This window comes from Flavobacterium sandaracinum, from assembly GCF_004349135.1.
GTDB classification, from domain to species: Bacteria; Bacteroidota; Bacteroidia; order Flavobacteriales; family Flavobacteriaceae; genus Flavobacterium; species Flavobacterium sandaracinum.
Window position 1 is genome coordinate 65182 of the sequence record NZ_SMFN01000018.1, and the last position, 25559, is coordinate 90740.

The window sequence follows — 25559 nt, forward strand, 5'->3', positions numbered from 1 at the left end:
CAAAGATAAAGCATTTCTAAAAATGTTCTAAGGAATGGAAATCACTATTATAGATTTGAAGGTGAACAATAACAAATAATGATGATTTGGTTGTGGATGGTTCTCTTTTTTAAAATTAATGCATTTAGAATTTATTTTTAACCTCATTGTAATCGATGAAATACCGCACACTTATGGAGAAAATGTGACTCAATGCATCATTAGTAAGGAGGTTCGCGACATTACTAGTAAATTCCTTGTTGATATTACGTTCAAAGGCACCCGCATTATTTCGGTACAAAACGGATACTTGACTCCCTGGTGCAAACCACCATGTATAGGATAAATCTGCATTCCAAGAATAAAAACTCGAGTTTTTATTTGTTGTATATCCGCTAAAATCCGTTAATCTTCCGTTTTGTTCTAAAGATAAAGCATTTTTATTTTCGGCGTAGGACCAGTAATGACGTAGGGCAATGTTAAAGGTCATTTGGCTATTTAATGCGTACTTTCCAGAAAGGGTATTGGAATACGTAATTACATTTCTATTCGCAAAGACGATTGTGTTTGGCGTAGCTGCATTCATGTCGTCATTAATGCTGTCAATGTATCCTTTATTATTGTTTTGTCTAAAAAAATTGAAGTTGTAATTTAGGGATAATTTGTCGGTAAATCGGTACCGTGGACCAATGGAAAAACCATAAGAATTTCGACCGACCTCATCAAAAACGGCATAGGAAGGATTAAAATCAATCGCAAAAGGATTGTTGTAATTAGTAGAAATATAAATAAATCCGCCAATTTTCGTGGGTCTGATAACAAATCGATTCGTTGCTCTTGGTTCGTAATAATCATAGGTTTCTATGGGGTTGGCGTCCATTCCTAATCCGAAATAATGATTTTTTTTATCATTTGAGTTAATCTGAATATTAATATTATTGGATTGAATTTTACCCGTTTCTTTTTGAAATTGAGAGTAGGTATTTATTCTAGCATTAAAAGAGTTGAAATACTTCGTTGGATTCAAAATTCTATAACTAGTATTGCCATAAATACTGTAATAATTGGTTTCGAAGTTAATTCCCAAATCATTATTGTCATAATCCTTAGTAGTAATATCAGCACCAACTCCATATCGGAATTTACCGCTGGTTTCTGAGAAGTTCAATTGGGAATTAATCCCTTTTTTTGCTTCAATACTATTGACATAACTGTATTTGAAATCACCAGCAAGATTGTACGTGTTTTTCTTGGTGTTCAAATCCCAAACTAACGCAGACACATTTCCATCCCGAAAACTTCCATTTCGAGTCACATTAGTATTTACAAACGCGATGGAGGAATTTTTGCGAAAGCGTTGGTCTAAAACCAATACGTTGTAATTTGCGAGCGGTTCTACTACTTCTTTTCTCGTTTGTTGTGTACCGTTATCGAAAATGGTTGCAAAAGTTTTTTCAGTGACCGCATTTAAAATCCCAACTCCTAATCCGTTTTTAGTCCTTCCTGATACTTTTAAAGCATTGATAAGATTGACACTTGCAGGATTGTCAATAATTTCTTCATTCGCTTGAGGGCTTGGATAATTGATTGGGTTTCCACCAATTCGTCTCGAGTAAACTAAATTTCCTTTGCTAAACAAGTCTGTTCCCTCGGTGAAAAAGGGTCTATTTTCGTTAAATTGTTGTTCAAATGGCCCTAAGTTCAGGATTTGATCATCGTACTTCGTTTGGCCAAAATCAGGAATAAGAATCATATCTAGCGTAAAAGCGTCGTTTATTCCATATTTTAAATCCAAACCGCCTTTAAGTGTTCCGTACGTTTTTTGTGCGGCATTTGCATTGACGTAAAAAGAAGAATAAGGCAACAGAAAGAGTCTAGTAGGGGGTTTTATATTTTCAATTCCTTCTAAAACACCGGTTTGTTGTGTAAAAGTCCCCAGTTTTGAATCAATGAAATTCCACGTGTATTTAAAACGGTCTCGTCTTATTTCTCTAAAAAAATTAAGGCCCCAAGTTTGTTTGTTTTCTGCTGAAAAACGCAATGCAGCATAAGGAATACGCATTTCCACAACCCAACCTTTATCAGTAATTACCGCTTTACTGTTCCAAACAGCATCCCAGGAATAATCTTCGCCATTCGTATCTGTTGTGATACAATCGGCCTGACCATCGGCAGCATTTACAAAAAATTGAAAATCTTGCTGTCCATCATTAAAACCATTAATAAAAACACCAAAAAGATCAGATGTTCCAAAATTATCTCTTTGAGTGATTTCTTTCAAAATTTTTTCAGGACTTTCATCGTAAAGTATTGCACCAATATAAATAGCATCATTATCATACAATACTCTAATTTCAGTTTTCTTATTTTCGGGAATTGGTTTGCCATTATCAGGCTCAAACATGATAAAATCAGAGGCTACCGCAGCTGATTGCCAGATTGGTTCTTCTAGTTTTCCATCAATTTCGATTTTTTCCGAAATGAATTTTGTTTGTAATACTTTTTTTTGGCTGAAGCCAACAAAGGATAATAAGAGAAAACAAAATAGGAATTGGTTCTTCATGAAACGTTTGATTGATGATTGATGCTAAATTTAAAAACCAAAATAGCTTCAAGGCAGCAAACGCCATTTCACTCCATAGGTTGCCTTAATAGACTTCTTTTTTAAGGGAATGTTACAGTTTAATTTAAAAAATTTAAAATTTGTTCTTAACAGAATTGTAGTCAATAAAATAGCGAATGCTAATAGAAAACACATTGGTAAGGTCGCTATTAAAGATGTTTTTGATATTTTTTGATAAATCTTTTTCGACTACATTAGCTCTTTCTAATCCATAACTACGATATAAAATGGAGATTTCGCTTCCAGGAGCAAACCACCAAGAATAGGACAAATCGAAATTCCATGAATTAAAATTTCGGTCTTTATTTAAGGTGTAACTGGTATTTGGAGTTAAATAACCACTGTTTTGAAGCGTGAAAAACTCGTGATTTTTAGAATACGACCAATAGTATCGAGCCGTTAAATTGATAGTCATTTTGTTGTTCAAAGAATATTTTCCAATAAGATCATTTTGAAGGATTTCACGATTGCGTTCTGCAAATACAATTCCAGAACTGTCAAAGTCAACCCAACCGCGATCATTATTCATTTTTGTGTATTCCACTGCGTAGGCCAAAGAAAATTTGTCGTTGAAACGGTATTTTGGGCCGAGATAAAAACCATAACTATTTCTGCCTTTCTCATTGTATTTTGTGAACGCAGGTTGTACAATTATTGTAAAAGGATGATTGTCATTAGAAGTAAAATTGAGTATGGTAATAATTTTTTCTGGAACAAATACATATTTTCCATATTCACGCGGTTCGTAAAAATCGAATGTTTCCAAAGGTGAAAATTCGAGTAATAATTCCAAAGTGTCATTGTCTAACGTTGTTGCTTTTATTTCAGTACCAAAAGCACCGGTTTGTAATTTTTTAGACGTGTTGTCTACTTCAAAATTTACGTATTCGTTTATCCTGAACGTATTGAAAACTTTGGTCGGATTCACTATTCTATAGCTTCCATGTGCATACCCATTGTGATAATTGGAATAAAAATTGATCCCTAAATCATTAACATCATAGTTTTCAGAAACATATTTCCCGGAAAATCCATACCGATATTTACCACTTGTTTTTTCAAATCCAATTTCTGTTTTGAATCCATCGTAATCTTCAACAGTATGGATAGAATTGTATTTAAAATCCCCGTATAGGTTGTAAGTATTCGCTTTAGTGTTTAAATCAAATAATAATGCTGAAACATTTGCATCCCTAAATTCGCCGTTTCGAGTAGTGTTGGCATTGACGAAGGTAATAGAGGAGTTTTGATTGAATCGTTGGTCTAGAACAAACATATTATAATTCGTTAATGGTTCAATCACTTCCTTTCGGACTTCGTTATTTTCAGTATTCAAAATTGTAGCCTTTGTTTTTTCGGTAACGGCATTCAAAAATCCAATTCCTAACCCTTTTTCAGTTCGCCCTGATATTTTTATGGCATTGATTAGATTGACTGTGCTGGGATAGTTCGTAATTTCTTCCTGCTCGGTAATGGTTGGCTCTGTGCTAGGAGCGCCCCCAATTCTTCGGGAATATAACAAATTACCTTTGCTAAATAAATCCGTTCCCTCCGTAAAAAAAGGTCTGTTTTCTTCAAATCTTTGTTCAAAAGGCAGTAGGTTTAAAATAGCATTATCAAATTTTGTCTGTCCAAAATCAGGGACTAAAATTGCATCTAATGTAAAGGAGTCGTTGATGCCGTATTTTAGATCTAATCCCGCTTTGAAAGTCCTGTCAGAGCCAATGTCACTTTCTTGGTAGTACGCTGAAGTATATGGAATAAGGAAAAGTCGGGTGGGTGTTTTTATGCTTTCAATTCCTTCTAGGATTCCAGCTTGTGGTATTATGGCTCCAATTTTAGTATCAATACGATTCCAAGTGTATTTTTGCACATCCCGCTTGATTTCGCGCATGAAGTTCAATCCCCAAGTTTGTTTATCGGCTTTTGAAAATCGTAAAGCGGCATAAGGAATCTTCATTTCAACGGCCCAACCAAATTCAGTAATCGTTACTTCGCTGTCCCAGATGGCATCCCAAGTAAAATCTTCGTAATCTTCTGTGGCTAAACAGTCCATTTGGACGCCTGCAGCACTGACAAAAAAACGGAAATCTTGCTGACCATCATTAAATCCATTAATGTAAACAGAGAAATGGTCGGAAACACCAAATACATCTCTATTTGTTAACTCTCTCTGGATTTTATTGGGTTCATTATCGTACAGTAAGGCCGATATGTAGATGGCGTCGTTGTCATACAATACTTTTACCTCTGTTTTTTTATCGGTACTAATCGGTTTGCCATTATCCGGCTCAAACATGATGAAATCTGATGCGATATCGGCTGATTCCCAAATCCTCTCATTCAATTTTCCGTCGATTGTTATGTTTTCGGTGATGGATTTAGCTTGCAGTGTCTTTTTTTGGCTGTAATTTTCAAAACTGAAGAATAGTAAAAGAATAACAGTAAAAAAATATAATTTTGACATAATTTGGGCTTGTGTATGAACAAAAATAGAAAAATTAACATAGAAATTGCCTTTTTTAGGATTAATCACTCAATAAATAATGCCTATTTTCGTTATTACAAGACTAAACTTTTGTTAAAGGCACTAAGTTTGATAAATTTTAATGTACGTTTGCATCCCGAATCAATCTATAACTTAAAGACAATCAATGATTTATACGATACTTCCTACTATTTTATTTGTGCTTGCCTCTTTAGCTCCAAGTACCACAATTTCTCCTGAACCAAAGATTGTTGCCACTACTGCTTACGCTGAAACGCTAGAGCCAACTGTTGATGCTAAAATCGAAATGGCGTACCATAATTTACATTCTGCTAAATTTGCTTTGCCAAAACTAGAGAGCTTTGCTGAAGCTTTGAAAGGATATTATTCCCTAAAACAAAAAGGATTGGTGAAGAAAGAAATTCTAACATTAATTGATTTTAGCTTATCTGCTAATACTAAAAGACTTTGGGTTATTGATTTAACCACTGGAGATATATTGTTCCATTCTCTTGTTGCTCATGGGAGAAATACTGGTGAAGAATTTGCTTCTAATTTCTCAAATGCTTCAGAATCTTTTAAAAGTAGCCTAGGGTTTTATTCAACAGGTGAAATTTATAGTGGTAAACATGGAATGTCACTTAGACTAGATGGTTTAGAAAAAGGAGTGAATGATAATGCAAGAGCAAGAGGCGTGGTAATGCATGCAGCAGATTATGTTTCTAATTCATTTATCAAAAACAACCACAGATTAGGTAGAAGCCAAGGTTGCCCAGCTGTTCCTGCCGAATTATCTAAGGAAATTATCAGTACTATAAAAGATAAATCCTGTTTCTTTATTTATCATCCTTCAAGAGTGTCTAAATTTGGAACAAAATCAATTTCGTAATTTGTCGTATAGATTAGTGTCAAGGCTGTAAATATCATCTCTAAAAATCAATTTATTGTTCTCGCTCCAAGCGGTCCAGTATAACAGATGGATGGAAACCTCTTTTTTGATTTTGACAAATTTAGTTCTTTCGTTTTGAAGTGTTTCTGTGATTTTTTCTAAGTTCCAAGACACTGCATCATGGAGTAAATATTCAGTTAATTCTAAAGGATTTTCTACTCTGACACAGCCAGAGCTTAAAGAACGGTCTATCTTTTCAAAATAATCCCTATGATTTGTGTCGTGTAAGTATACTGAAAAGCGATTGGGAAAAATAAGTTTTACCATGCCTAGCGAGTTAAATGTACCTGGACTTTGTACATAACGATACGTTTTCGCTTGAGATAACTGCCATTCGTAAGGACTTACAAATCTTCCTGTAGCATCATAAACCTTAATGTTCGATTGTGTCAAATAAGCTCGGCTCCTCAAAATGGCCGGAATAACATCCTCTCTTAGAATAGTTGGTGGAACTGTCCACGTTGGGTTAAAAACTACCTGAGTTAAGGTAGACGACAATATGGGAGTTTTTCTTTTAGTTCTTCCCACAATTACTCTGTGGGTTCTCAGCGTATCTTTGTTTTTAACAAGTAGCAACTTGTAATCAGGAATGTTGATGATGAGGTATTCTTGTCCCATTTGTTTGGGAAACCATTTCCAGCGTTCTAGATTGGCAATGACTTGTTCCAAGCGTTGTTTTTTGGAAAAATTAAGTGAAGCGATTGTTCCCAGTCCAATTTTTGCATCAGCAGCTAAACCGTGGCGACTTTGAAATCTTTTTAAGGCCGCAACCATTTCTTGATCATAAATAGGGGTAAGGCTGTCATTAGGTTGCATGTCTTTCCAGTAAATCAATCTTTTTTTGATGTCAATGATGGAGGCAGTGGTGTCGTTTGGGGTTATTATTTTTGTAAATTTTATCGATTTCAAGTTGTCTTTTGGGAAATTGTTTAAGAGCTGAAGTGCTTTTTTTAATCTTTTATAAACAATATGATTTGGTTTTAATTGCTCTATTTCATAAGCCAATGAATCGCTGCTAAGCAATTGCACCACTGTAGTGTTAAGGTCAATGTAGTTTTCTTTTAAATCCCAATTTTTATAAATTTTTCGTGGATTTACGGTTCCGTTTGTAAGGTGTGCAATGTATTTTTGCAAACTTGAAGTTAGTAAAATATCATATTTCGCCAAACCTAAAGAGTCGAGAGAGGGCGCTTTTTTTTCAAAATCAAATAACGATTTGAGGTTGTAATCTTCTGGTTGTAATCCTTCTTCCTCTGATTTGCTAAGTTCCTCGAGTATTATTTTTCTCTTTTCTTCGGATTGCCAAACGGTTCTGTAATTTGTTGCTTTGTAAAAATTGGTGAGCACTTTGTTATTGAATGAAAGTAACAAAGTAGAATCGATATTGGTTGGTTTTCCTTCAGGTTGAATAACCAAGATGGGGATTTCTTTCTTTAAAACTACGGCAATTTTTAGTGCTTCTTTTTTACAACTTAAGAAGGAAATCAGCATTAAAATTATAAATAAATTTTTCATTGCTTAGTTTTTTTAATGTGGTATTAGGGTTTCCAATTTCTTTCCATTTAAAAAAAAATCTTTTTTTGAGGCAACTTTTTTTTATAAATCAACTACAGCTTTGGGCTTTTGAGCTCATGAAACAAAGCATATCGTGATTGTAGTTTTCTTTATAAACATCATTTACTCTCTCAATCCTTTTCTTTTTGCATGAAATTGTGATTTCCCGCGTTTGGACTTGTTTTATTTGTGGTAAATAAATCATTTTACTGCCAATTACAATCCAAAAATGAACTGTTGTTTATAAAGGATCATTATTGAATCACGAATTTTCTATCTGTTTTTGAACAAGAAGGCAAGGTTGCTGAACTCAAAATGGATCAAAAAAGACTGTTTATTTACTGTTTTAAATTAATTTTTAAAATATTTTTTTCGTGTCCTATAAAGGTATAATATTTTCATATTAAATTCTTTATGATTTTAATTCTCTTTTTTTAAAAAGAGACTAGCAGCCAGATAGAGACTTTTTGATAAAAAAATTTGCATTCAAGCAAACTTATTAAGTATATTTGCACCGTTGTTAATGCGAAAGTAGCTCAGTTGGTAGAGCTCCAGCCTTCCAAGCTGGTTGTCGCGAGTTCGAGCCTCGTCTTTCGCTCTAAACTTCAAAATTTGTTTGAAGTTTCTTTACTGTTATAATGCGAAAGTAGCTCAGTTGGTAGAGCTCCAGCCTTCCAAGCTGGTTGTCGCGAGTTCGAGCCTCGTCTTTCGCTCCAAAAACCTCAAACATTTGTTTGAGGTTTTTTATTTTAAGGTTGTGCGAGAAGTTTATCCCGTGAACGAAGAGATACGGGAAGCCTCGTCTTTCGCTCCAAAAACCTCAAACATTTGTTTGAGGTTTTTTATTTTAAGGTTGTGCGAGAAGTTGATCCCGTGAACGAAGAGATACGGGAAGCCTCGTCTTTCGATTTTCAAAGCTGAAACTTAATTGTTCCGGCTTTTTTATTCCATTATTTTATAGAACTCAAATCAGTTTCACTTTCTAATTCCACAGGAGTTTGATTTTGTCTAAACAGTCGGGCAGTCAAATTTCCTTTCAAGGTAATGGAATCTCCTTTTACATCCAGCCAGCTTCCTTCTCTTAACCCTAAAACAGGAACCGAGTTATAAGCATGAAACTCTTTTATTCTGGTCTCACGAGTTTCGCCCATGTGTTTTGAAGTTGTGTCCGGGTCTAAATAATGAGGATTCAAATTGAAAGGAACTACTCCCAGAGTTTTAAAACTTGGCGGATAAACTATCGGCATGTCGTTTGACGTTTGCATCGAAAGTCCACAAATGTTACTTCCAGCGCTTGTTCCTAAATAAGGCGTTCCATTTTTTATAACATCAGAGAGGATCTCCATAACATTGTTTTTGTATAATTGTGATACTAAAACAAATGTACTTCCTCCTCCCGTGAAAATTCCTTCTGCATTTTTTACAGCTAATGCAGCATCTTCAAACTCATGAATTCCAATGACTTTTTTATTTATTTTGGCAAAAGCCAAACTTGTTAGTGTCGTATATTCCTCATGAGAAATTCCGCCAGGTCTTGCGTAAGGAACAAAAAGAATTGTGTTGCAGTTTTGAAAATGCAATTGTAATTCAGGCAATAAATACTCCAGATAATCCTCGTTTGCGAGTGTTGATGTACTTGCGATTAGTATGTTTTTCATTTTTGTGGATAATTTGTGCTAAAGGTATTAAATCAGTCTTTTTTATTTCTAGTTTTTAATTAACATTTTTTTACCAACTCATTAGTAGTTAATTTAGATTGCATTAAGATACTTTTACAAAGGGTCAATAACCGCCTTAAGAAAGATGCTAAAAATTGTTTATTTATTTCTGGCTTTTGTAGCGACAAATGTGTTGGCACAACAACAGTCTCCAAAGCAATTGAATGGAAGAGTTACTGCTGATGCTGCCGTTTTAGAAGGTGTTTATGTCCTTAATAAAAAAACAGATAAGGTTACAATTACAAGTCAAAATGGTGATTTCAATATACAAGCAGCCGTTGGTGACACTTTATTGTTTAGAGCAGCACAATTTAACGAAACGAATATGAGATTGACTCCAAAAGATTTTGAGCTAGGAATACTTCTGGTAAAAATGATACCCACTATAAATGAATTGTGCGAAGTTGTCGTGAAAAACGACATTAATGCAACAGCAATGGGAATAATTCCAAAGGGGCAAAAGTCATACTCACCAGCAGAACGAAAGTTATACACTGCTAGTGATCTTAATGCCTCTGCAACTGCTGGTACTATGATGGGAGGGTCTGTTTCGGCTGATCCATTATTAAATTGGATTTCGGGAAGAACGAAAATGCTGAAAAAAGGACTAGAAGTCGAGAAGAAAGAATCTTATTTAAGACAATTAGAGAATTTGTTTACTACGGATTATTTTGTGACTACATTAAAAATACCGGCTGAATATGTCAAAGGATTTGAGTATTACAGTGTAGAAAACGAACAATTTGTAGCGGTTCTGAAGTCTAAAAATGTAACAATGGCTGGTTTTTTATTAGGAGAATTGGCGTTTAAGTATAAACAAATAATTGCCAGTGAAAATTAAACATACACTACAGTTGTTCCTCTTTTTGTTGGTGCAAGTTACTTTTGGACAAACAGAAGCAGTAAAGGAGATTCAGGGTAAAATTAGTGCTGATTCTGCATCCGTGGATCGCATTAATATTGTGAATTTAACAGCAGAAAAAACAACAATTTCAGATGCAAATGGGTTTTTTAAAATCCCCGTTAAGGCAGGAGATATTTTGGTGTTTACTGCCGTTAATTTAGAGTCTGTTCGCAGAAAAATAAATCAGCAGGATCTGGAACAAGAAGTTTTTACTTTGCAGATGGTTTCCAAAAGTATTATTTTGAAAGAGGTTGTCATTAACGAGTCGGCTATTTCGGCGGAGAGTTTAGGAATTATTCCTTATGGCCAAAAAAAATATACCGCTGCAGAGCGGAAATTATATACAGCAACTTCTGGTGGAGGAATAGATGGATTACTAAATACTATATCTGGGCGAAAAGCCATGCTGAAAAAAGAAATCATTGTTGAAAAAAAAGAGCAGCTTTTGGCTAGAATTGATGTGCTTTTTGAGGATAACTATTATACCGAAACTTTAAAAATACCCGCCGATTACATCAAGGGATTTCAATATTTTTGTATTGAAGATTCTGATTTTGCAAATGCATTAAGAGCAAAAAACAAGACTTTAACGATGTATTTAATTGTAAAATTAGCTGAAAATTATAACGAGATCATTATTAGTGAAAATAAGTAAAGTTTTTGCGTTCTTTTTATCTTTGGTTTGCCAAATATCTTTTGGACAAGCTGCCGATGAAAAGCTACTTCATGGGGAAATTACAATTGATTCTATAGGTGTCAATGGAATTAATATCTTAAATTTAACAAGTGGTAAAACTTCTTTAACAAATAGTGACGGTACTTTTTCTATTTTGGCAAAGGCCAATGATATACTTGTTTTTAAAGAGGTAAGTCTTAAAACCTATGAAAAAAAGATTAGCAGCACTGATCTAATACGCAATCGATTGGTATTACACATGCAGGCTAAAACGAATGAATTGAAGGAAGTGATTGTTAAGAACAAGCAGATTTCGGTATTTTCATTAGGTATTGTAACTAAAGAACCTGTAAAATATAGTCCTGCAGAAAGGCATTTGCAGACCGCAGGAGATTTCAAACCAATCATGTTATTGCGTATTTTGGGTGGTGGAATGCCATTAGACCCACTTATCAATAAGATTAATGGTAGAACGAAACAGCTTAAGAAATTAGTTGTCGTAGAGAAAAAGGAAATGAATATACAATTGATTTCAGAATTGTATCAGCAGGAATATTTCACGCTCCAATTAGGGATAGCTGCGGAATATGTAAATGGGTTCAAGTATTTTGTCGTGGAAAATGAAAATTTTGTTAAAGTTTTGCATTCTAAAAATGAACAAAAAATTTCATTTTTTTTGATAGCTTTGGCCGAAGATTACAAAATTTTATTGCAAAGTAAAAACTAACATAAGTAACAAAACCAATATGAAAACTAAAATAGTACTACTTTGTTTGATTTTCTTTAGCCAATTCACTTTTGGTCAAAATGAAAATAGGAAGTCTTTGCACGGTCAATTTACCAATGAATTCGCATTGGTAGACAACGGATATGTTTTTAATTTGAACTCTAAAACCCGAACTTTCATTAGCAACCAAGGTTTTTTTGATATTTTGGCGAAAGCTAAGGACACGCTATTGGTCTCAAGCCCTGCTTTCAAGTCTAAGAAAATTGTGCTTGAGGATAAAGATTTTATAAAACCCTTGTTTGTAGTCTTGCTAGAAGCACAAACAACGCTGCTAAAAGAAGTGATTGTAAAAGGAAAAACAGATATAAAACCCGCCATAGGAAATTCTCAAGGCATTGTAGACATAGAATTTATTGACGATGCAAAATCGTCACCTATTAATAGAACAATGCCGTTAAATGGAACTATTGAAAACGGAATGGATTTTGTTAGAATATTCAAAATGGTTTCTAAGGTATTTAAAAAAGATGTCGCTGTAACAGAAGGATCCAATGCTCTGGTAGATTTTTCGGATGTTGTTTCGAAAGGATTAGACCGCTACTTTTTTACCAATACCTTGAAGTTAAAAAGCGAAGAAATTGAACTTTTTCTTGATTATTGTGAGAATGATGCAAAATCTAAAACGCTATTAAAACAGGAAGACGAATTTATGCTGATTGATTTTTTAATCACAAAGAATGAAGAGTTTAAAAGAATTACTACTTTTGAAAAATGAAAAAAACAATATTAATTACTTTTTTTGGCCTATTATTTCTAACATTAACCTCGTTTACGGCACATAAATTTTATGTTGCACTGTATCAAGTTAATTATGCGCCTGAAAAGAAAATGCTCCAAATAACGACTCGCATATTTGTAGATGATTTAAATAGTGCAATTGGTAAAAAATACACGAAAAAAGTCAACTTGGGTTCCGAAAAAGAAGCGGAGGAAGATTTGATTTTTTTTAAAAAATACTTTAACGAAAAATTCAATATCAAAGTTAATGGTCAGGTCAAGTCAATTCATTTTTTGAGCAAAGAGATGGAGGGCGATGTGCTTATTTGTTACTTTAGTATTAAGGAAATTCAAAAAATAAATTCCATTGAAATCTATAATGCAGTAATCACTGAAGGGAACTCAGAGCAGCAAAACATTATGCATTTTAATGTTATGGGTGTTAAAAACACGTTGCTCTTTACGGAGTCAACTTCCAAGGGAGTGTTAAAATATTAATAAATTTAGATAGATCTACTTAAAATTATTATTTTCACCCATTGAAAAAACCAGATTCTTACCTATGAAAAAATTATCTTTATTTTTATTTCTTCCTGCATTATTGTTTGCGCAAGAAAAAACAGCACCCACCACACCAAAACAAACCGGAAAGTACGACAGCAATAAGTTTAGCCAGATGTACGATTTGCTAGCCACACCTAACATGTTTCGTACTGCTTCAGGAGCACCCGGTCCAGCGTATTATCAGCAACAAGCGGATTACAAGATCAACATAGAGCTTGATGATAAAAACTCTAAATTAAGTGGTTCCGAAACCGTTACGTATTACAATAATTCACCAGATACTTTAGAGTATTTATGGGTACAATTGGATCAAAATCAAGCGGCAAAAACCTCCCAAACACCTTTGGCAGAAAGTCAAAGAATGGAGCAGGTTTTTCCAGCAGCAAACTTTGCTAATAAATTTTTGAAACAAGAGTTGGAGCGCGGGTTCAACATAGAGTTCGTAAAAGATGCAAAAGGAAATCCTTTGTCTTATACGATCAATCAAACTATGATGCGTATCAATTTAGACACACCAATGAAGCCGGGAGAGAAATTTTCTTTTGCAATCAAATGGTCTTATAATATTAATAATTATAGAGCAGAAGGAGGTCGTTCTGGATATGAATTATTTGAGAAAGACGGTAATAAATTATATGTAATTGCACAATTCTATCCTAGAATGGCAGTGTACAATGACGTCGAAGGATGGCAGAATATGCAGTTTTGGGGAACAGGAGAATTTACGTTACCTTTTGGAAATTTTGATGTCAACATTACTGTTCCTGCGGATCATGTTATGGAGGCAACGGGAGAGTTGATGAATAGAAGCGAAGTGTTTACACCAGAGCAAGTAAAAAGATACGAATTAGCTTTGAAATCTTATGATAATCCTGTCGTTATCGTAACTCAAGCGGAAGCGGAAGCTACCGAAAAAGGATTTTCGGACAAAAAGAAAACATGGAAATTCAGTGCAAAAAATGTAAGGGATTTTGGAATTGCTACATCAAGAAAATTTATTTATGATGCCATGGCAGTGAAGTTAAACGATAAAACGGTTCTGGCCGTTTCAGTATATCCAAAAGAAGCGAATCCGCTTTGGGGAGAAACTTCTACAAGAACAGTAGCGCATACTTTGAAAAGCTATTCAGCCCATACATTTGATTATCCTTATCCAAAAGCAGTTTCCGTATCAGCAGAAGATCAGGGGATGGAATATCCTATGATTTGTTGGAATTATGGCCGACCTGACGAAAAGGGAGTGACATCTGAGCGAATTAAAAACGGAATGATTGGAGTAGTTGTTCATGAAGTAGGACACAACTTCTTTCCAATGATCGTAAATTCGGATGAGCGTCAATGGTCTTGGATGGATGAAGGATTGAATACTTTTATGCAATATATGGCGGAACAAGAAATGGGAACCAATTTTCCTTCCAGTCGTGGACCAGCAAGTAAAATTGTTCCTTACATGAGTGGAGATCAAAAATTCTTGGAACCTATAATGTCCAACTCGGAAACGATTGTTCAGTTTGGAGCTAATGCTTATGGTAAACCAGCAACAGGATTGAATATATTAAGAGAAACTATTATGGGAAGAGAATTGTTTGATCATGCTTTCAAAGTATATGCGAACAGATGGAAATTCAAGCATCCTACACCAGAAGACTTTTTTAGAACCATGGAAGATGCTTCTGCGGTAGATTTAGATTGGTTTTTTAGAGGCTGGTTTTACTCCACTGATTTTGTAGATATCGGAGTGAAAGAGGTAAAACAATATTATGTTTCTGAGACAGCTACTAAAGAATTGAAGGACGCTGTAGTTAGAAGAGGAAGATTTGGACAAGAAAAAGGACCTTTCGTCTATTTAGTTCCTAGTGCAAGCGAAGAGTTATCTGCTAAGGATAAAAAAGCATTAGCCCTTGCAGATGTAAACTTGCTTTCAGAATATGTAAACAAAAATTTTACAGCTGATGAAAAATCAAAATTAAAATCACCAAAGTATTTCTATGAAGTTGAATTCAACAAACCAGGAGGTATGTTGATGCCTATTATCGTTGAATTAACTTATGAAGACGATACAAAGGAAATGTTTAAATATCCAGCTCAAATTTGGCGAAAAAATAATGATACCGCTAAGAAAGTATACGCTACTGAAAAGGCTATCAAAAAAATTCAAGTAGATCCAAAATTAGAAACAGCTGATATTGATGTGACAAATAACACCTGGCCTAAAGAAGAAATAAAGACTAAATTTGATTAATTAAAGACCAAATTATAAAAGAGACTCTGAAAAGAGTCTTTTTTTTTATGAAATAATTAAAAGTCAAAGATTCAAAAAGTAATATCTTTGTAACAATAAAAAACAAAATATATGTTTGGTATAGGTGGAGGTGAATTAATTTTCATCATGTTTATAGTACTGATGCTTTTTGGATCTGATAAAGTTCCTGAAATAGCTCGTACCATGGGTAAAGCAATGGCGCAATTGAAAAATGCTACGAATGATATAAAAAGCGAAATTCAAAAAGGAGCAGAGGCTAATGGTTTTGATGCAAAATCATTGAGTGATATACGAGGAAACATCAGCTCTGAAATTAATAAAGCGAAGGATAATCTACTAGGCGATACGACTCAATTTAGTGATATATCGGCAAACATCACCACAGAAATAAGCAAAGCCAAAGACGGTTTACTGGGCGAATCAACGGCTCCAATAGAGGCAACTAAAGAAGTAATTGAAGAGAGTACGGGACCTATAAAACGTCAAGGATAATGCTAGAAAAATTACTCTCTTTAGATATAGAATTGTTTGTTTTTTTAAATGGTTTAGGTTCGAAAGGTTATGACGGCCTATGGATATTCATAACCAAACAGAGCAATTGGATTCCACTTTTTGTACTCTTATTGTACGTTATTTTCAAAAAACTGGGGGCAAAACAGACGTTGTATTTACTCTTTTTTGTAGCTATACTGGTAACTTTTACGGATCAAATGACCAATGTATTCAAAAATGGTTTTGAAAGACTGCGGCCTTGTAACAATCCTGAAATCAATTCCTTTATTCGTGTGGTTCAAGTTAGAAGATCCTTTAGTTTCTTCTCCGGTCATGCCTCAAATTCAATGGCGGTCGCTACACTGATATATTTTACTTTAAGATCGCATTTCAAATATTTTAGTCTCCTGTTTTTATGGCCTTTGGTCTTTGCTTACAGCAGAATTTATCTCGGATTGCATTATCCTCTAGACATTTTATCCGGTTATTTATTTGGATTTACTTTTGGTTTTTTAATGTATAAGATATACAAAACAGCACAAAAACGGTATTTTCCGTTACCCGTAAGAGATTAGTTGTGATTTTATACCTCCAAAATATTGGAGGCTTATGTTTTCCCTCAAAAATTGGGGGAATCAACCTCAAGGCAGACTTTTTCTTCGATAATTGTACAACTAAAGTACTCTGCTTACTGTCAATCCATCTCGAATAGGCAACAAGACGGTTTCTACTCTGGAATCGTTTGCTAATAACTGATTGTATTCTAATAACACTTTTGTACTCAGATCTTTGGGATTTAAAGGTTCTAAAACTTTACCGCTCCACAAAACATTATCCGATAATATAATTCCTCCCTTATTCATTCTTGGAACAATCAATTCAAAGTAGTTGAGGTAATTTTCCTTATCTGCATCAATAAAAACTAAATCGAATTTTTGATCAAGGGTCGGAATGATGTCAACTGCCTCTCCCAAATACTGAAATATTTGTGCTCCCCAAGGTGATTTGTCAAAATGTTTTCTTTGAAAATCCACTAATTCTTCTTTGATGTCGATGGTGTGAAGTGCTCCATTTTCCTGCATGCCTTCGCATAAACACAAGGCAGAGTACCCTGTATAAGTTCCAATTTCAAGAATATGCATTGGCCGAATCAGTTTAGCCAACATGCTCAAAACGCGACCTTGAAAATGACCGCTTAGCATTCTTGGCAACAAGATTTTTTGGTAGGTTTCTTTGTTTAAGGCAGCTAGTAAAAGCGGTTCTTTTTCGGAATGTTGCTCGATATAATCTTCTAATTCTTGGGAAATGAAATGCATTATTCAATTTTTTTTCAATTGAGTACAAAGTTATCAAATTATCAAAACAACAAATCAACAAATTGTCATTAAATTTGCACCATGGAAATGGAGAAAAAAGACGTACGAGCCTTATCAAAAGAACAATTACGAGATTTTTTTGTTGCTAATGGCGATAAAGCCTTTCGTGGCAATCAAGTCTATGAATGGTTGTGGAGTAAAGGAGCACATAGTTTTGAGGATATGACTAATGTTTCTAAGGGAACACGAACGATGCTAGAAGCTAATTTTGTTATCAATCACATCAAAGTCGACACGATGCAACGCAGTGAAGATGGAACAGTTAAAAATGCCGTTCGGTTGCACGATGGATTGGTGGTTGAATCAGTTTTAATCCCTACAAATACCAGAACGACGGCTTGTGTTTCCAGTCAAGTAGGCTGTAGTTTAGATTGTAATTTTTGCGCAACAGCGCGATTAAAAAGAATGCGCAACTTAGAACCTGCTGAGATTTACGATCAGGTAATTGCTATAGATAAAGAAAGTCGGTTGTATTATAATCATCCCTTGTCGAATATTGTTTTTATGGGAATGGGAGAACCGCTCATGAATTACAACAATGTGCTGAAGGCAATCGAAATGATTATTTCGCCGGAAGGTTTGGGAATGTCACCAAAACGGATTATGGTATCGACTTCGGGAGTGCCTAAAATGATTAAAAAACTGGCCGATGATGACGTTAAATTCAAACTCGCTGTTTCTTTGCACTCTGCTATTGATGAAATTCGTTCTAGAATTATGCCGTTTAGTACTAATTTTCCGTTAGCTGATTTACGCGAATCATTAGAATATTGGTACCGAAAAACCAAAAGCAAAATCTCATACGAGTACGTGGTTTGGAAAGACATCAATGATAATAAAGAATCCATTGATGCATTAGTAAAGTTTTGCAAATACGTTCCTTGTAAAGTCAATTTGATTGAATACAATCCTATTGATGATGGAGAATTTCAACAAGCTTCAGAAGAATCCATAAATGCCTACATCCAAGCGCTGGAAGCAAGTGGAATTGTTGTGAAAGTAAGGCGCAGTCGCGGAAAAGATATAGATGCAGCTTGCGGCCAATTGGCTAACAAAGAAGCTGAATAAAGCAGGATCACTATTTTTAAGATGCAATCCTGTTTTAGTTTTTATTTTTCTAATATAATTTCTGTAGCGACTCCATCAATCGTTAGTAGGGCCAAATTATCGCATGTTCCTTTGCCAAAGTCCAAGGTTCCTTCAGATTTATTTTTTGTGATTGTAAGAATGCCTTCTACGGGAAATACGGATTTACAGCGCAACACGTAACGCAGCGGTGTTGTGATCACACGGCTAATGGAAGTTCCATTTGGAAACACAGTAGTGCTATTCCCTGTTACCAGAAAAATAGTGTCTTCCCAGCTGAGAGGCGTATTGTTACCTTCGATCATTTCTTTTGTTTTAGTACCTGTCCTAGTATAAATTTTCCCGTCTTCAAAAGTTATTTTCATATCAACGGTAAATATTGAGACAGGATGGACTGCTGCAAGTAGTTTAGTAGTTTTTAGGGAATAACGGATGGATTTATTGCCCTGCAACAGTTTGCCATTGTGATAAAAATTATCAAAGCTATAGGATAAAGTACTTTCAGCGGCATTAAAATCATTGGAAAATTGGATAATAATTTTTCCTTTTATACTGTTGCCGTTCGGCAGCGTGCAGTCTCCAGTACCAAAGTCGATTGTTCTCGTCCAAGAACCATTGGCTAATAAAGTTGTAATTGTTGCACAAGTAGGTAAAATACTTTTGATAGTGGTTTTAGTTTTGTTAGCAGTACTTTGTTGCACCGCATACTGATCTTCAACTATATTTATGATGTCATCTAAGGAGGCATCAATTTTAGAATCTACCGTAATATCTTTAACCGATAATGCAGCAGTATTTTCAATTTTATCGCTACTGTCGCAACTACTGAAAAAATGTAGGGATAAAAAGGTGATGAGTATTATTATAGTTGTTTTCATGATAAAACCATTAAGTTAATCTGTTAGTAATCAAAGTAATAATACAAATTTAGATTCTTAGCTTGCTAAATTTTTGTTTTTGTAATTTTATTCATCGGTAGTAAAGAATTCAATTCTAAGTGTAAAATAGATAACGTTCTTTTATTAAAAATAGTATCTTTGAATTCTAATGAATGTGACCTCTCAAATTAAACAACCTATTTTCGATGAAATGGAACTTTTTGAAAAAAAGTTCTACGAATCTATGACCTCCAATGTGGCGTTGTTAAATAGGATTACCTATTATATTGTAAATAGAAAAGGGAAGCAAATGCGGCCTATGTTCGTTTTTCTGACGGCCAAAATGGTGTCAGGAGGAATAATAAATGAACGAACCTATCGAGGCGCCTGCGTTATCGAATTGATTCATACCGCAACATTAGTTCATGATGATGTAGTAGATGACAGTAATCGCAGAAGAGGTTTTTTCTCCATCAACGCACTTTGGAAAAATAAAATTGCAGTTTTGGTTGGGGATTATTTATTGTCCAAAGGATTGTTGCTTTCTATTGATAATGGTGATTTCGATTTACTACGAATTATTTCTGTCGCTGTACGCGAAATGAGTGAAGGCGAATTACTCCAAATAGAAAAAGCCCGAAGACTAGACATCACAGAGGATGTATACTACGAAATTATTCGCAAAAAAACAGCAACACTTATTGCTGCCTGTTGTGCCCTTGGAGCAAAATCAGTTATTGAAGATGAGGTTCAAGTAGAGAATATGCGAAAATTTGGAGAACTCATCGGAATGGCTTTTCAAATAAAAGATGATTTATTCGATTATACGGATGAAGCCATTGGGAAACCAACCGGAATCGATATCAAAGAACAAAAAATGACCTTGCCACTTATTCATGTTTTGAATACTACTACATCTAAAGAAAAGAGTTGGTTAATTAATTCCATAAAAAACCATAATAAAGACAAGAAACGCGTAAAAGAAGTTATTGCTTTTGTAAAAAACAATAACGGTTTAGTTTATGCGGAACAAAAAATGGTTGAATTTCAGCAAGAAGCACTTTTATTGCTGGATAATTATCCTGATTCCGAGTTTAAAGACGCGCTGATCTTAATGGTCAATTATGTTATTGAAAGAAAAAAATAGCATCATTTTGTTATTCTGACGAAGGAAGAATCTCAGTAAACCTTTTTTTTTAATTTAATTTTATTGCTATGCAACCTTTTTGCATTGTAAATCGTCTATGCTAATAGAAGTCAGTTTTACTATCAAAAAATGAATTGCATTAGCAGTGAAAATATTGAAATTGAATTTTGCCATTGCATTTATTTATGAAAGTAATCAACTTACATCAAGAGGAAAATGAATTGATCCTGTTGGCTGTCGAAAACAATCGACAAGCACAACAGCAGATTTATACTCAATTTTCTCCAAAGATGTTAAGCGTTTGCCGCCAATATATAAAAGACATTCATCAGGCCGAAGACGTTATGATTACCGCTTTTATGAAAGTGTTTACAAATATGCAGAGTTTTCAGCACAAAGGAAGTTTTGAAGGCTGGATTAGAAGAATTATGGTCAACGAATGCATTTCTTTTATTCGAGTGGAGAAAAAGTTGAAATATGTTGAAGATGAAACTTATTTTGAAGAAAGTTTCAACAATACTGAAAGCCAATTTGCAATTGCTGACATTCAATTTTTGATAGACAGTTTGCCGGACGGCTACAAAATGGTGTTCAATTTGTATGCTATAGAAGGATTCAAGCATCATGAAATTGCCAGTATGTTAGGGATTAAGGAAGGAACATCAAAATCGCAATTGTCGCATGCTAGAAAAATGCTGCAAGCGCAGATTAATACCTTGAAAAATTACGAATATGGAACCGAATAAATTAGATCTTGAAATAAAACAGAAGTTGGAACGTAGAACTATTCAGCCCTCTGCACAAGCTTGGGACCGATTAGATGCTATGTTAGATGCTGCTGAAAAAACAAAAAGCAAACGCAATACTAATTGGATTTATATTGCTGCAAGTTTTGTAGGTTTTCTACTTGTATGCACTGTTTTTTTTAATGGAGTTGAAACTGTAAAAATAGATCCGACTGCTCCAATAGTTTTAGAAGAAAAATCACAAGAGAATAATTTAGAAAAACCAGAGATAGTAGCTAAAGAGGTTCTGCCTCGCCAGATTCAAAAAGGAATAACGAAGGAGTATAAAGTTGTTGCTGAAAATAATACCGTGGATAAGCAGTCAAAGCAACTTACTAAAAAAGAAGAGAAAGTGTCAAACAGCAATCCATCACGAGCAAACGAATTTTTAGTCTCTGAAAATAAGAATTATGAATCAAGCAGCAGCAATAGATACGTTTCAGCAGAAAAATTATTAGCTGAAGTTAGTAACACTACATTTGAACCTAACACTAGTAATAGATCAATTGAAAAAACCAGAAAAACTATTTCAATAGATCCAAATAGTTTGTTATCTAATGCTGAAACAGAATTAAATCAATCATTTAGAGAATCGGCATTGGATAAATTCAACAAGAATTTTAATGCTATAAAAACAGTTTTAGTCAATAGAAATTACGAACAATAAATAAAAATCAATCATCAATCAAAAAACGAAATCATGCAAAAAATTATTTTAATCACAGTATTACTTTTATCTGCCTTTTTAACAAAAGTAAATGCGCAAGAAAAAGGCAATTATAAAAATATTCTAGATTGGACTTATTGGGAACCTGTGTCACCAAATTATGAAAGGAGTATTGAAAAGAACCCCGAGTTCAAAGATGAAAATATTTTAACCATTAAATCAATTAAAAACAAAATCAATGGTTTTGGTACAATCATGAAAACAATAAAACCAGACCTGTACTTGGGTAAAACGGTAAAAATGTCTGGATATTTAAAATGTGAAAATATTAAATCTTGGGCTGGTTTATGGATGCGTGTGGATTATTATGATGTGGCTGTTTTGGCTTTTGATAATATGCGAAAAAATCCCATAAAAGGCACAAAAGATTGGGCTAAATATGAAATTGTCTTGCACGTGCCAGCAGATGCAACTTCTATTTCATACGGAGTTTTATTAGATGAAACTGGTCAGATTTGGTTTAAAGACATTGCACTAGAACTAGTTGATGAAACTACACCTGAAACGGGATTTACTAAAGGAAGAGATCATAAATCAATTCCATTTGAGACCAAAGCCAAAGCAATTGGTAATGAAATTAAATCAATAACTAGTTCAGAAAAAAATGCGTTAAAAGAAGAGATTGAACAAATTGATAAAGATTTTGAAAATACAAAAATTACTAAGGAGCAAGCGGATGATTTAAAATTAAAAAAAGCAGCCGTTCACTCAGCAAATATCGATGCTAAAGTTAGTGTTCAAGAAGAAAAACTCAACCAGCTTATACAAGATAAAGTAGATGGAAAAGTTGAAGATGCTGAGGATCATAGAAGTGGCGGTAGAAAAATTATTTTTGGGACTAATTCTGAGGAACTTGGTCAAAATCAAACGGAATTTAACATTTCTTCCATGAAGGTTTATAATGGTCAGGAAGATAAGGAAGAGCGCCAATCAAAGCGAACTACTACGCAATTTGTACTCGCTACTGGATTGAATAATGTAGTGACTGATGGCTCAGTACAAAAATCAGATTTTAGGTACTTGGGCTCTCATTTTTATGAATGGGGATTGACTTATAATACCAGAATTTTAAAAAACAACAATTTATTACATGCAAAATATGGATTTTCAGTAATGTACAATAATTTGCGAGCTACAGATAATAGGTATTTTGTAGCGGATGGAAACCAAACAAATTTAGAGGTAAATCCAATTCGTCAGGATGATTCTCGTTTCAAGAATGTAAATTTAGTATTTCCAGTGCACCTAGAATTTGACTTCACAAAATCCAAAGAAAGAGATGGGAAGACCTATTTTAAAACACACGATAGTTTCCGTCTTGGTTTAGGAGGATACGTTGGTACAAATCTAAAATCGAAGCAATATGTAAAGTACGATAGTGATGAATATAAGTCAAGAGAAATAACTAAAGGTAATTTTAATGTTGATAGTTTTGTATATGGATTAAGTACTTACGTAGGATATAAAGCCACTAGTTTGTACTTGAAATATGACTTGAATCCTATGTTTAAAGATAATGCTGTGAAGCAAAACAATGTTTCTCTAGGGTTGCGTTTTGACTTTAATTAAAGATTAAAAAGGAGCTATAAAAGTTAAATATATTGATGTTAAGGGAGCAATAACTTCATGAGTTAATACTGTTATTCAGTAGATAAGGGAAGAAAAAGTGAAATTTTTGTTCCCTTATTTTCATTCGAAATAATACTGAAAACGCCTTTTATCTTTTTTATTATAGTCTTACTTAAATAGAGACCCAACCCCAATCCTTGTTGCTCTCTTTCATCACGATTGAATTGTTGTGCCGCATTTATGGTCTTTAATTCCTCCTCACTAAATCCAATTCCAAAATCGCGGATGATCAATTCATAATAGGTGTCGTTATATTTTTCTCCAGAAATAATTATAATTGTATTGGTGGGCGAAAATTTTAAAGCATTGTCAATCAATTCAAAGAGTATGAAATTTAGGTTTTTTTTACTAATTTTTAAATTGGATTTATCAATTTCAAAAGTGATTCTTTTTTCTTGATTTTTATAAGTAGTGAGAATTTTCTTTTTTGTCTTCCAAAATACATTTAGAATTTCACACTCTTCATTATCTGAAAAGTTAAGTTCATTATTTTTTAAACTTTCATAGAGAATTAGGTTCTGCATGGTTCTATTCAAGCGCTCTCCTGATACTTTTATGGCATTATAAAAAGCTTTACGATCTTCTTTTTCTAAATTATTGACGTTTTCAAGTAAGAGGTCTATGGAGCCTAATATACCGTTAAGAGGTGTGTTGACTTCGTGTAGAAAATATTTTTTTTCGCCCACATATAAATTATTGTGCACATTTTTTATTTTCTGGAATCGATCAATTTTTGTTTCTATTATATTTAATAATTCTCTGGTTTTAAATGGTTTTGATATAAAATCATCTGCTCCGTTGAGCATGCATTTTCTCATTAGATTATTTTCTTTTTTTGCCGTCATAAAAATAAAAGGAATGGCGACTAAAGACTTATTCTCTTTTATTATTTCATGGAATTTTGTGCCATCCATGATGGGCATCATTATATCACAAATAATTAAATCTGGAATCCAATACTCTATAATATCTAAAGCTTCTTGTCCATTACAAGCTGATTTAACCTCGTAGTTTTTGTAGCTAAGAAATTCAGTTGTGGTTTCTCTGATGTTTAGTTCATCGTCAACCAAAAGTATTTTGTTTTTGTTCATAAGAATAAGGATAGGAATAGGTTGCTAGAAATCCCTTTTTAGTATTTAAATTTACAGCTTCAGTCGATAAAATAGATTTCGGATAAAGCGCTAATAAACTAGTGTATAAAGGTATTTCAATTTTAATTTTAGTTCCAATAAGTGTAAATAATTTAAAAAAAAATAGCTATAATTTAAAATTGGATTGGTTAATTTCACAAAATGAAAAATCAAAAAATAAAAATAGTTTTAATTGAAGATGATTTAGTTTTAGGAAGTTTGATTCTGGAATTATTATTGTTGAATGATTTTATCGTTGATTGGTTTAAAGATGGTCAAGAAGCACTAAGACACCTTCAAAAGCAAGTGCCTGACATCATAATTAGTGATTTTATGATGCCAAATATGAATGGGGAAGAATTATTTTTGAGAATTAGAAAAGACAGTAAATACAATGCTGTTCCTTTTATAATAATTACTGCAAATATGGAGGAAGGAGTTAAATACCGTCAACTTAAAAATGGTGTAAATGATTATATAATGAAGCCATTTAAAGTAAAAGAGTTGATTTATAAAATCAAGAATGTAATTGATTTTAAAAAAAATATTGAAAAGAAACTAAGTCCTGATCCATTTTCAAAAGTTACCATTAAGTTGTCTGAAAAAGATTTTATCACTTCAGTAAATAAAATCCTTTGTAAAAATTTAAATTCTAAAGTTGATATTAATGAGTTGTCTAAAAAACTTTTTATTAGTAAGTCCACTTTGGATAAAAAAATCAGAAAGCATAGTAACAAAAATATAACCCAATATATAAGGGAGTACAAGCTTGATTTTGCAGTTAAACTCTGGATATGCAAATAAAAAGTGGAGTTTAAGTTAAGCGACATTTTTGTAATTATTGGTTTTAGTGTTAAATTCCATTATCGTCAGGTATTTCAAAGCTGAATGTCTTCTTTTTTGATTGTACCAGACTTCTATATATTCAAAAACTTGAAGTTTCATTTGCTCTTTAGAGATCAGTTTATTTCCATAAATTAATTCTGTTTTTAATGATTTGAAGAAGCTCTCAGCTACTGCATTATCCCAGCAATTTCCCGCTCTACTCATGCTTCGAGTTACCTTATATGAGTCTAAAACATTTGCA

23 protein-coding genes and 2 tRNA genes are annotated in these 25559 nt (G+C 33.7%); 17 read left to right on the forward strand and 8 right to left on the reverse strand.

What is annotated here, in order from left to right; all coding sequences use genetic code 11:
- Positions 1-124: 124 nt before the first annotated feature.
- Positions 125-2542 (reverse strand): DUF5916 domain-containing protein, encoded by a 2418-nt coding sequence (locus E0F91_RS13775; RefSeq protein ID WP_132067035.1) that lies wholly within the window; start codon positions 2540-2542, stop codon positions 125-127.
- Between the two features lie 133 nt (positions 2543-2675).
- Positions 2676-5069, reverse strand: a complete 2394-nt coding sequence (locus tag E0F91_RS13780; RefSeq protein ID WP_132067036.1) for a DUF5916 domain-containing protein — start codon at positions 5067-5069, stop codon at positions 2676-2678.
- A gap of 187 nt (positions 5070-5256) precedes the next feature.
- On the opposite strand from E0F91_RS13780, the gene E0F91_RS13785 reads away from it, so the two are divergent.
- Entirely contained in the window at positions 5257-5979 is a 723-nt protein-coding gene (locus E0F91_RS13785; protein ID WP_132067037.1) for a murein L,D-transpeptidase catalytic domain family protein, read from the forward strand.
- Here E0F91_RS13785 and E0F91_RS13790 read toward each other — a convergent pair.
- A complete protein-coding gene (locus E0F91_RS13790) occupies positions 5968-7554 on the reverse strand; it encodes a L,D-transpeptidase family protein (RefSeq protein WP_132067038.1) in 1587 nt (528 codons plus the stop codon). The two genes, E0F91_RS13785 and E0F91_RS13790, sit on opposite strands and share 12 nt — an antisense overlap.
- Positions 7555-8118: 564 nt before the next feature.
- On the opposite strand from E0F91_RS13790, the gene E0F91_RS13795 reads away from it, so the two are divergent.
- Together E0F91_RS13795 and E0F91_RS13800 are read left to right on the forward strand one after the other, a co-directional pair.
- Positions 8119-8191, forward strand: a tRNA-Gly gene (locus E0F91_RS13795).
- A gap of 42 nt (positions 8192-8233) precedes the next feature.
- Positions 8234-8309: transfer RNA gene (locus tag E0F91_RS13800), tRNA-Gly, on the forward strand.
- A gap of 234 nt (positions 8310-8543) precedes the next feature.
- On the opposite strand, the gene pepE is transcribed toward E0F91_RS13800, so the two are convergent.
- Positions 8544-9251, reverse strand: a complete 708-nt coding sequence (gene pepE / locus E0F91_RS13805; protein ID WP_132067039.1) for a dipeptidase PepE — start codon at positions 9249-9251, stop codon at positions 8544-8546.
- A 145-nt stretch (positions 9252-9396) separates the two neighbouring features.
- Between pepE and E0F91_RS13810 the strand changes: the two genes are divergently transcribed.
- The 8 genes from E0F91_RS13810 (at position 9397) to E0F91_RS13845 (ending at position 16289) form a co-directional block, all read left to right on the forward strand.
- Entirely contained in the window at positions 9397-10152 is a 756-nt protein-coding gene (locus tag E0F91_RS13810) for a hypothetical protein (RefSeq protein ID WP_132067040.1), read from the forward strand.
- Entirely contained in the window at positions 10142-10870 is a 729-nt protein-coding gene (locus E0F91_RS13815) for a carboxypeptidase-like regulatory domain-containing protein (protein ID WP_243698909.1), read from the forward strand. The genes E0F91_RS13810 and E0F91_RS13815 overlap by 11 nt, the downstream gene beginning before the upstream one ends.
- A complete protein-coding gene (locus E0F91_RS13820; RefSeq protein ID WP_132067041.1) occupies positions 10857-11618 on the forward strand; it encodes a peptidase associated/transthyretin-like domain-containing protein in 762 nt (253 codons plus the stop codon). Before E0F91_RS13815 ends, E0F91_RS13820 begins: the two co-directional genes overlap by 14 nt.
- Before the next feature lie 19 nt (positions 11619-11637).
- On the forward strand, positions 11638-12393 hold the full coding sequence (gene bamP, locus E0F91_RS13825; protein WP_243698910.1) for a BamP family beta-barrel-assembly machinery protein: 756 nt from the start codon (positions 11638-11640) through the stop codon (positions 12391-12393).
- Positions 12390-12893 (forward strand): DUF6702 family protein, encoded by a 504-nt coding sequence (locus E0F91_RS13830; protein ID WP_132067042.1) that lies wholly within the window; start codon positions 12390-12392, stop codon positions 12891-12893. The genes bamP and E0F91_RS13830 overlap by 4 nt, the downstream gene beginning before the upstream one ends.
- Positions 12894-12957: 64 nt before the next feature.
- The gene (locus E0F91_RS13835) at positions 12958-15201 is read left to right on the forward strand and encodes a M1 family metallopeptidase (protein WP_132067043.1); all 2244 of its coding nucleotides are present in this window, start codon (positions 12958-12960) and stop codon (positions 15199-15201) included.
- Positions 15202-15312: 111 nt separating this feature from the next.
- Complete coding sequence (locus E0F91_RS13840; protein ID WP_132067044.1) at positions 15313-15714, forward strand: twin-arginine translocase TatA/TatE family subunit; 402 nt, start codon at positions 15313-15315, stop codon at positions 15712-15714.
- Entirely contained in the window at positions 15714-16289 is a 576-nt protein-coding gene (locus E0F91_RS13845) for a phosphatase PAP2 family protein (RefSeq protein WP_132067045.1), read from the forward strand. Before E0F91_RS13840 ends, E0F91_RS13845 begins: the two co-directional genes overlap by 1 nt.
- 99 nt (positions 16290-16388) lie before the next feature.
- Here the strand turns inward: E0F91_RS13845 and E0F91_RS13850 are convergent, their stop codons facing one another.
- Complete coding sequence (locus tag E0F91_RS13850; protein ID WP_132067046.1) at positions 16389-17030, reverse strand: O-methyltransferase; 642 nt, start codon at positions 17028-17030, stop codon at positions 16389-16391.
- Between the two features lie 81 nt (positions 17031-17111).
- Between E0F91_RS13850 and rlmN the strand changes: the two genes are divergently transcribed.
- Complete coding sequence (gene rlmN, locus E0F91_RS13855; protein ID WP_132067047.1) at positions 17112-18158, forward strand: dual-specificity RNA methyltransferase RlmN; 1047 nt, start codon at positions 17112-17114, stop codon at positions 18156-18158.
- A gap of 41 nt (positions 18159-18199) precedes the next feature.
- On the opposite strand, the gene E0F91_RS13860 is transcribed toward rlmN, so the two are convergent.
- Positions 18200-19054 (reverse strand): hypothetical protein, encoded by an 855-nt coding sequence (locus E0F91_RS13860; protein ID WP_132067048.1) that lies wholly within the window; start codon positions 19052-19054, stop codon positions 18200-18202.
- 169 nt (positions 19055-19223) lie between these two features.
- Here E0F91_RS13860 and E0F91_RS13865 point away from each other — a divergent pair, with 169 nt between their 5' ends.
- The 4 genes from E0F91_RS13865 (at position 19224) to E0F91_RS13880 (ending at position 23282) form a co-directional block, all read left to right on the forward strand.
- Positions 19224-20201 carry a polyprenyl synthetase family protein gene (locus tag E0F91_RS13865; protein ID WP_132067049.1) on the forward strand — a complete coding sequence of 326 codons (978 nt, stop codon included), beginning with the start codon at positions 19224-19226 and terminating at the stop codon, positions 20199-20201.
- 185 nt (positions 20202-20386) lie between these two features.
- Positions 20387-20947, forward strand: coding sequence for an RNA polymerase sigma factor (locus E0F91_RS13870; RefSeq protein WP_132067050.1), 561 nt, complete (start codon positions 20387-20389; stop codon positions 20945-20947).
- Entirely contained in the window at positions 20934-21653 is a 720-nt protein-coding gene (locus tag E0F91_RS13875) for a hypothetical protein (protein ID WP_132067051.1), read from the forward strand. The genes E0F91_RS13870 and E0F91_RS13875 overlap by 14 nt, the downstream gene beginning before the upstream one ends.
- Before the next feature lie 33 nt (positions 21654-21686).
- On the forward strand, positions 21687-23282 hold the full coding sequence (locus E0F91_RS13880; RefSeq protein ID WP_132067052.1) for a hypothetical protein: 1596 nt from the start codon (positions 21687-21689) through the stop codon (positions 23280-23282).
- Between the two features lie 71 nt (positions 23283-23353).
- Here the strand turns inward: E0F91_RS13880 and E0F91_RS13885 are convergent, their stop codons facing one another.
- The gene (locus E0F91_RS13885) at positions 23354-24433 is read right to left on the reverse strand and encodes an ATP-binding response regulator (protein ID WP_132067053.1); all 1080 of its coding nucleotides are present in this window, start codon (positions 24431-24433) and stop codon (positions 23354-23356) included.
- A 201-nt stretch (positions 24434-24634) separates the two neighbouring features.
- Here E0F91_RS13885 and E0F91_RS13890 point away from each other — a divergent pair, with 201 nt between their 5' ends.
- Positions 24635-25276: a response regulator gene (locus E0F91_RS13890; RefSeq protein ID WP_132067054.1), complete on the forward strand. Its 642-nt coding sequence runs from the start codon at positions 24635-24637 to the stop codon at positions 25274-25276.
- Between the two features lie 15 nt (positions 25277-25291).
- Here E0F91_RS13890 and E0F91_RS13895 read toward each other — a convergent pair.
- Positions 25292-25559 (reverse strand): IS3 family transposase (locus E0F91_RS13895; RefSeq protein WP_165930099.1); only part of this gene is annotated, 268 nt, incomplete at its 5' end.

Coding starts and splice junctions, on each gene's coding strand:
- E0F91_RS13785 (WP_132067037.1), top strand. CDS start 5,257: ATGATTTATACGATACTTCCTACTATTTTATTTGTGCTTGCCTCTTTA.
- bamP (WP_243698910.1), top strand. CDS start 11,638: ATGAAAACTAAAATAGTACTACTTTGTTTGATTTTCTTTAGCCAATTC.
- E0F91_RS13790 (WP_132067038.1), bottom strand. CDS start 7,554: ATGAAAAATTTATTTATAATTTTAATGCTGATTTCCTTCTTAAGTTGT.
- E0F91_RS13875 (WP_132067051.1), top strand. CDS start 20,934: ATGGAACCGAATAAATTAGATCTTGAAATAAAACAGAAGTTGGAACGT.
- E0F91_RS13810 (WP_132067040.1), top strand. CDS start 9,397: ATGCTAAAAATTGTTTATTTATTTCTGGCTTTTGTAGCGACAAATGTG.
- E0F91_RS13865 (WP_132067049.1), top strand. CDS start 19,224: ATGAATGTGACCTCTCAAATTAAACAACCTATTTTCGATGAAATGGAA.
- pepE (WP_132067039.1), bottom strand. CDS start 9,251: ATGAAAAACATACTAATCGCAAGTACATCAACACTCGCAAACGAGGAT.
- E0F91_RS13775 (WP_132067035.1), bottom strand. CDS start 2,542: ATGAAGAACCAATTCCTATTTTGTTTTCTCTTATTATCCTTTGTTGGC.
- E0F91_RS13850 (WP_132067046.1), bottom strand. CDS start 17,030: ATGCATTTCATTTCCCAAGAATTAGAAGATTATATCGAGCAACATTCC.
- rlmN (WP_132067047.1), top strand. CDS start 17,112: ATGGAAATGGAGAAAAAAGACGTACGAGCCTTATCAAAAGAACAATTA.
- E0F91_RS13885 (WP_132067053.1), bottom strand. CDS start 24,433: ATGAACAAAAACAAAATACTTTTGGTTGACGATGAACTAAACATCAGA.
- E0F91_RS13860 (WP_132067048.1), bottom strand. CDS start 19,054: ATGAAAACAACTATAATAATACTCATCACCTTTTTATCCCTACATTTT.
- E0F91_RS13840 (WP_132067044.1), top strand. CDS start 15,313: ATGTTTGGTATAGGTGGAGGTGAATTAATTTTCATCATGTTTATAGTA.
- E0F91_RS13880 (WP_132067052.1), top strand. CDS start 21,687: ATGCAAAAAATTATTTTAATCACAGTATTACTTTTATCTGCCTTTTTA.
- E0F91_RS13830 (WP_132067042.1), top strand. CDS start 12,390: ATGAAAAAAACAATATTAATTACTTTTTTTGGCCTATTATTTCTAACA.
- E0F91_RS13890 (WP_132067054.1), top strand. CDS start 24,635: ATGAAAAATCAAAAAATAAAAATAGTTTTAATTGAAGATGATTTAGTT.
- E0F91_RS13780 (WP_132067036.1), bottom strand. CDS start 5,069: ATGTCAAAATTATATTTTTTTACTGTTATTCTTTTACTATTCTTCAGT.
- E0F91_RS13835 (WP_132067043.1), top strand. CDS start 12,958: ATGAAAAAATTATCTTTATTTTTATTTCTTCCTGCATTATTGTTTGCG.
- E0F91_RS13870 (WP_132067050.1), top strand. CDS start 20,387: ATGAAAGTAATCAACTTACATCAAGAGGAAAATGAATTGATCCTGTTG.
- E0F91_RS13845 (WP_132067045.1), top strand. CDS start 15,714: ATGCTAGAAAAATTACTCTCTTTAGATATAGAATTGTTTGTTTTTTTA.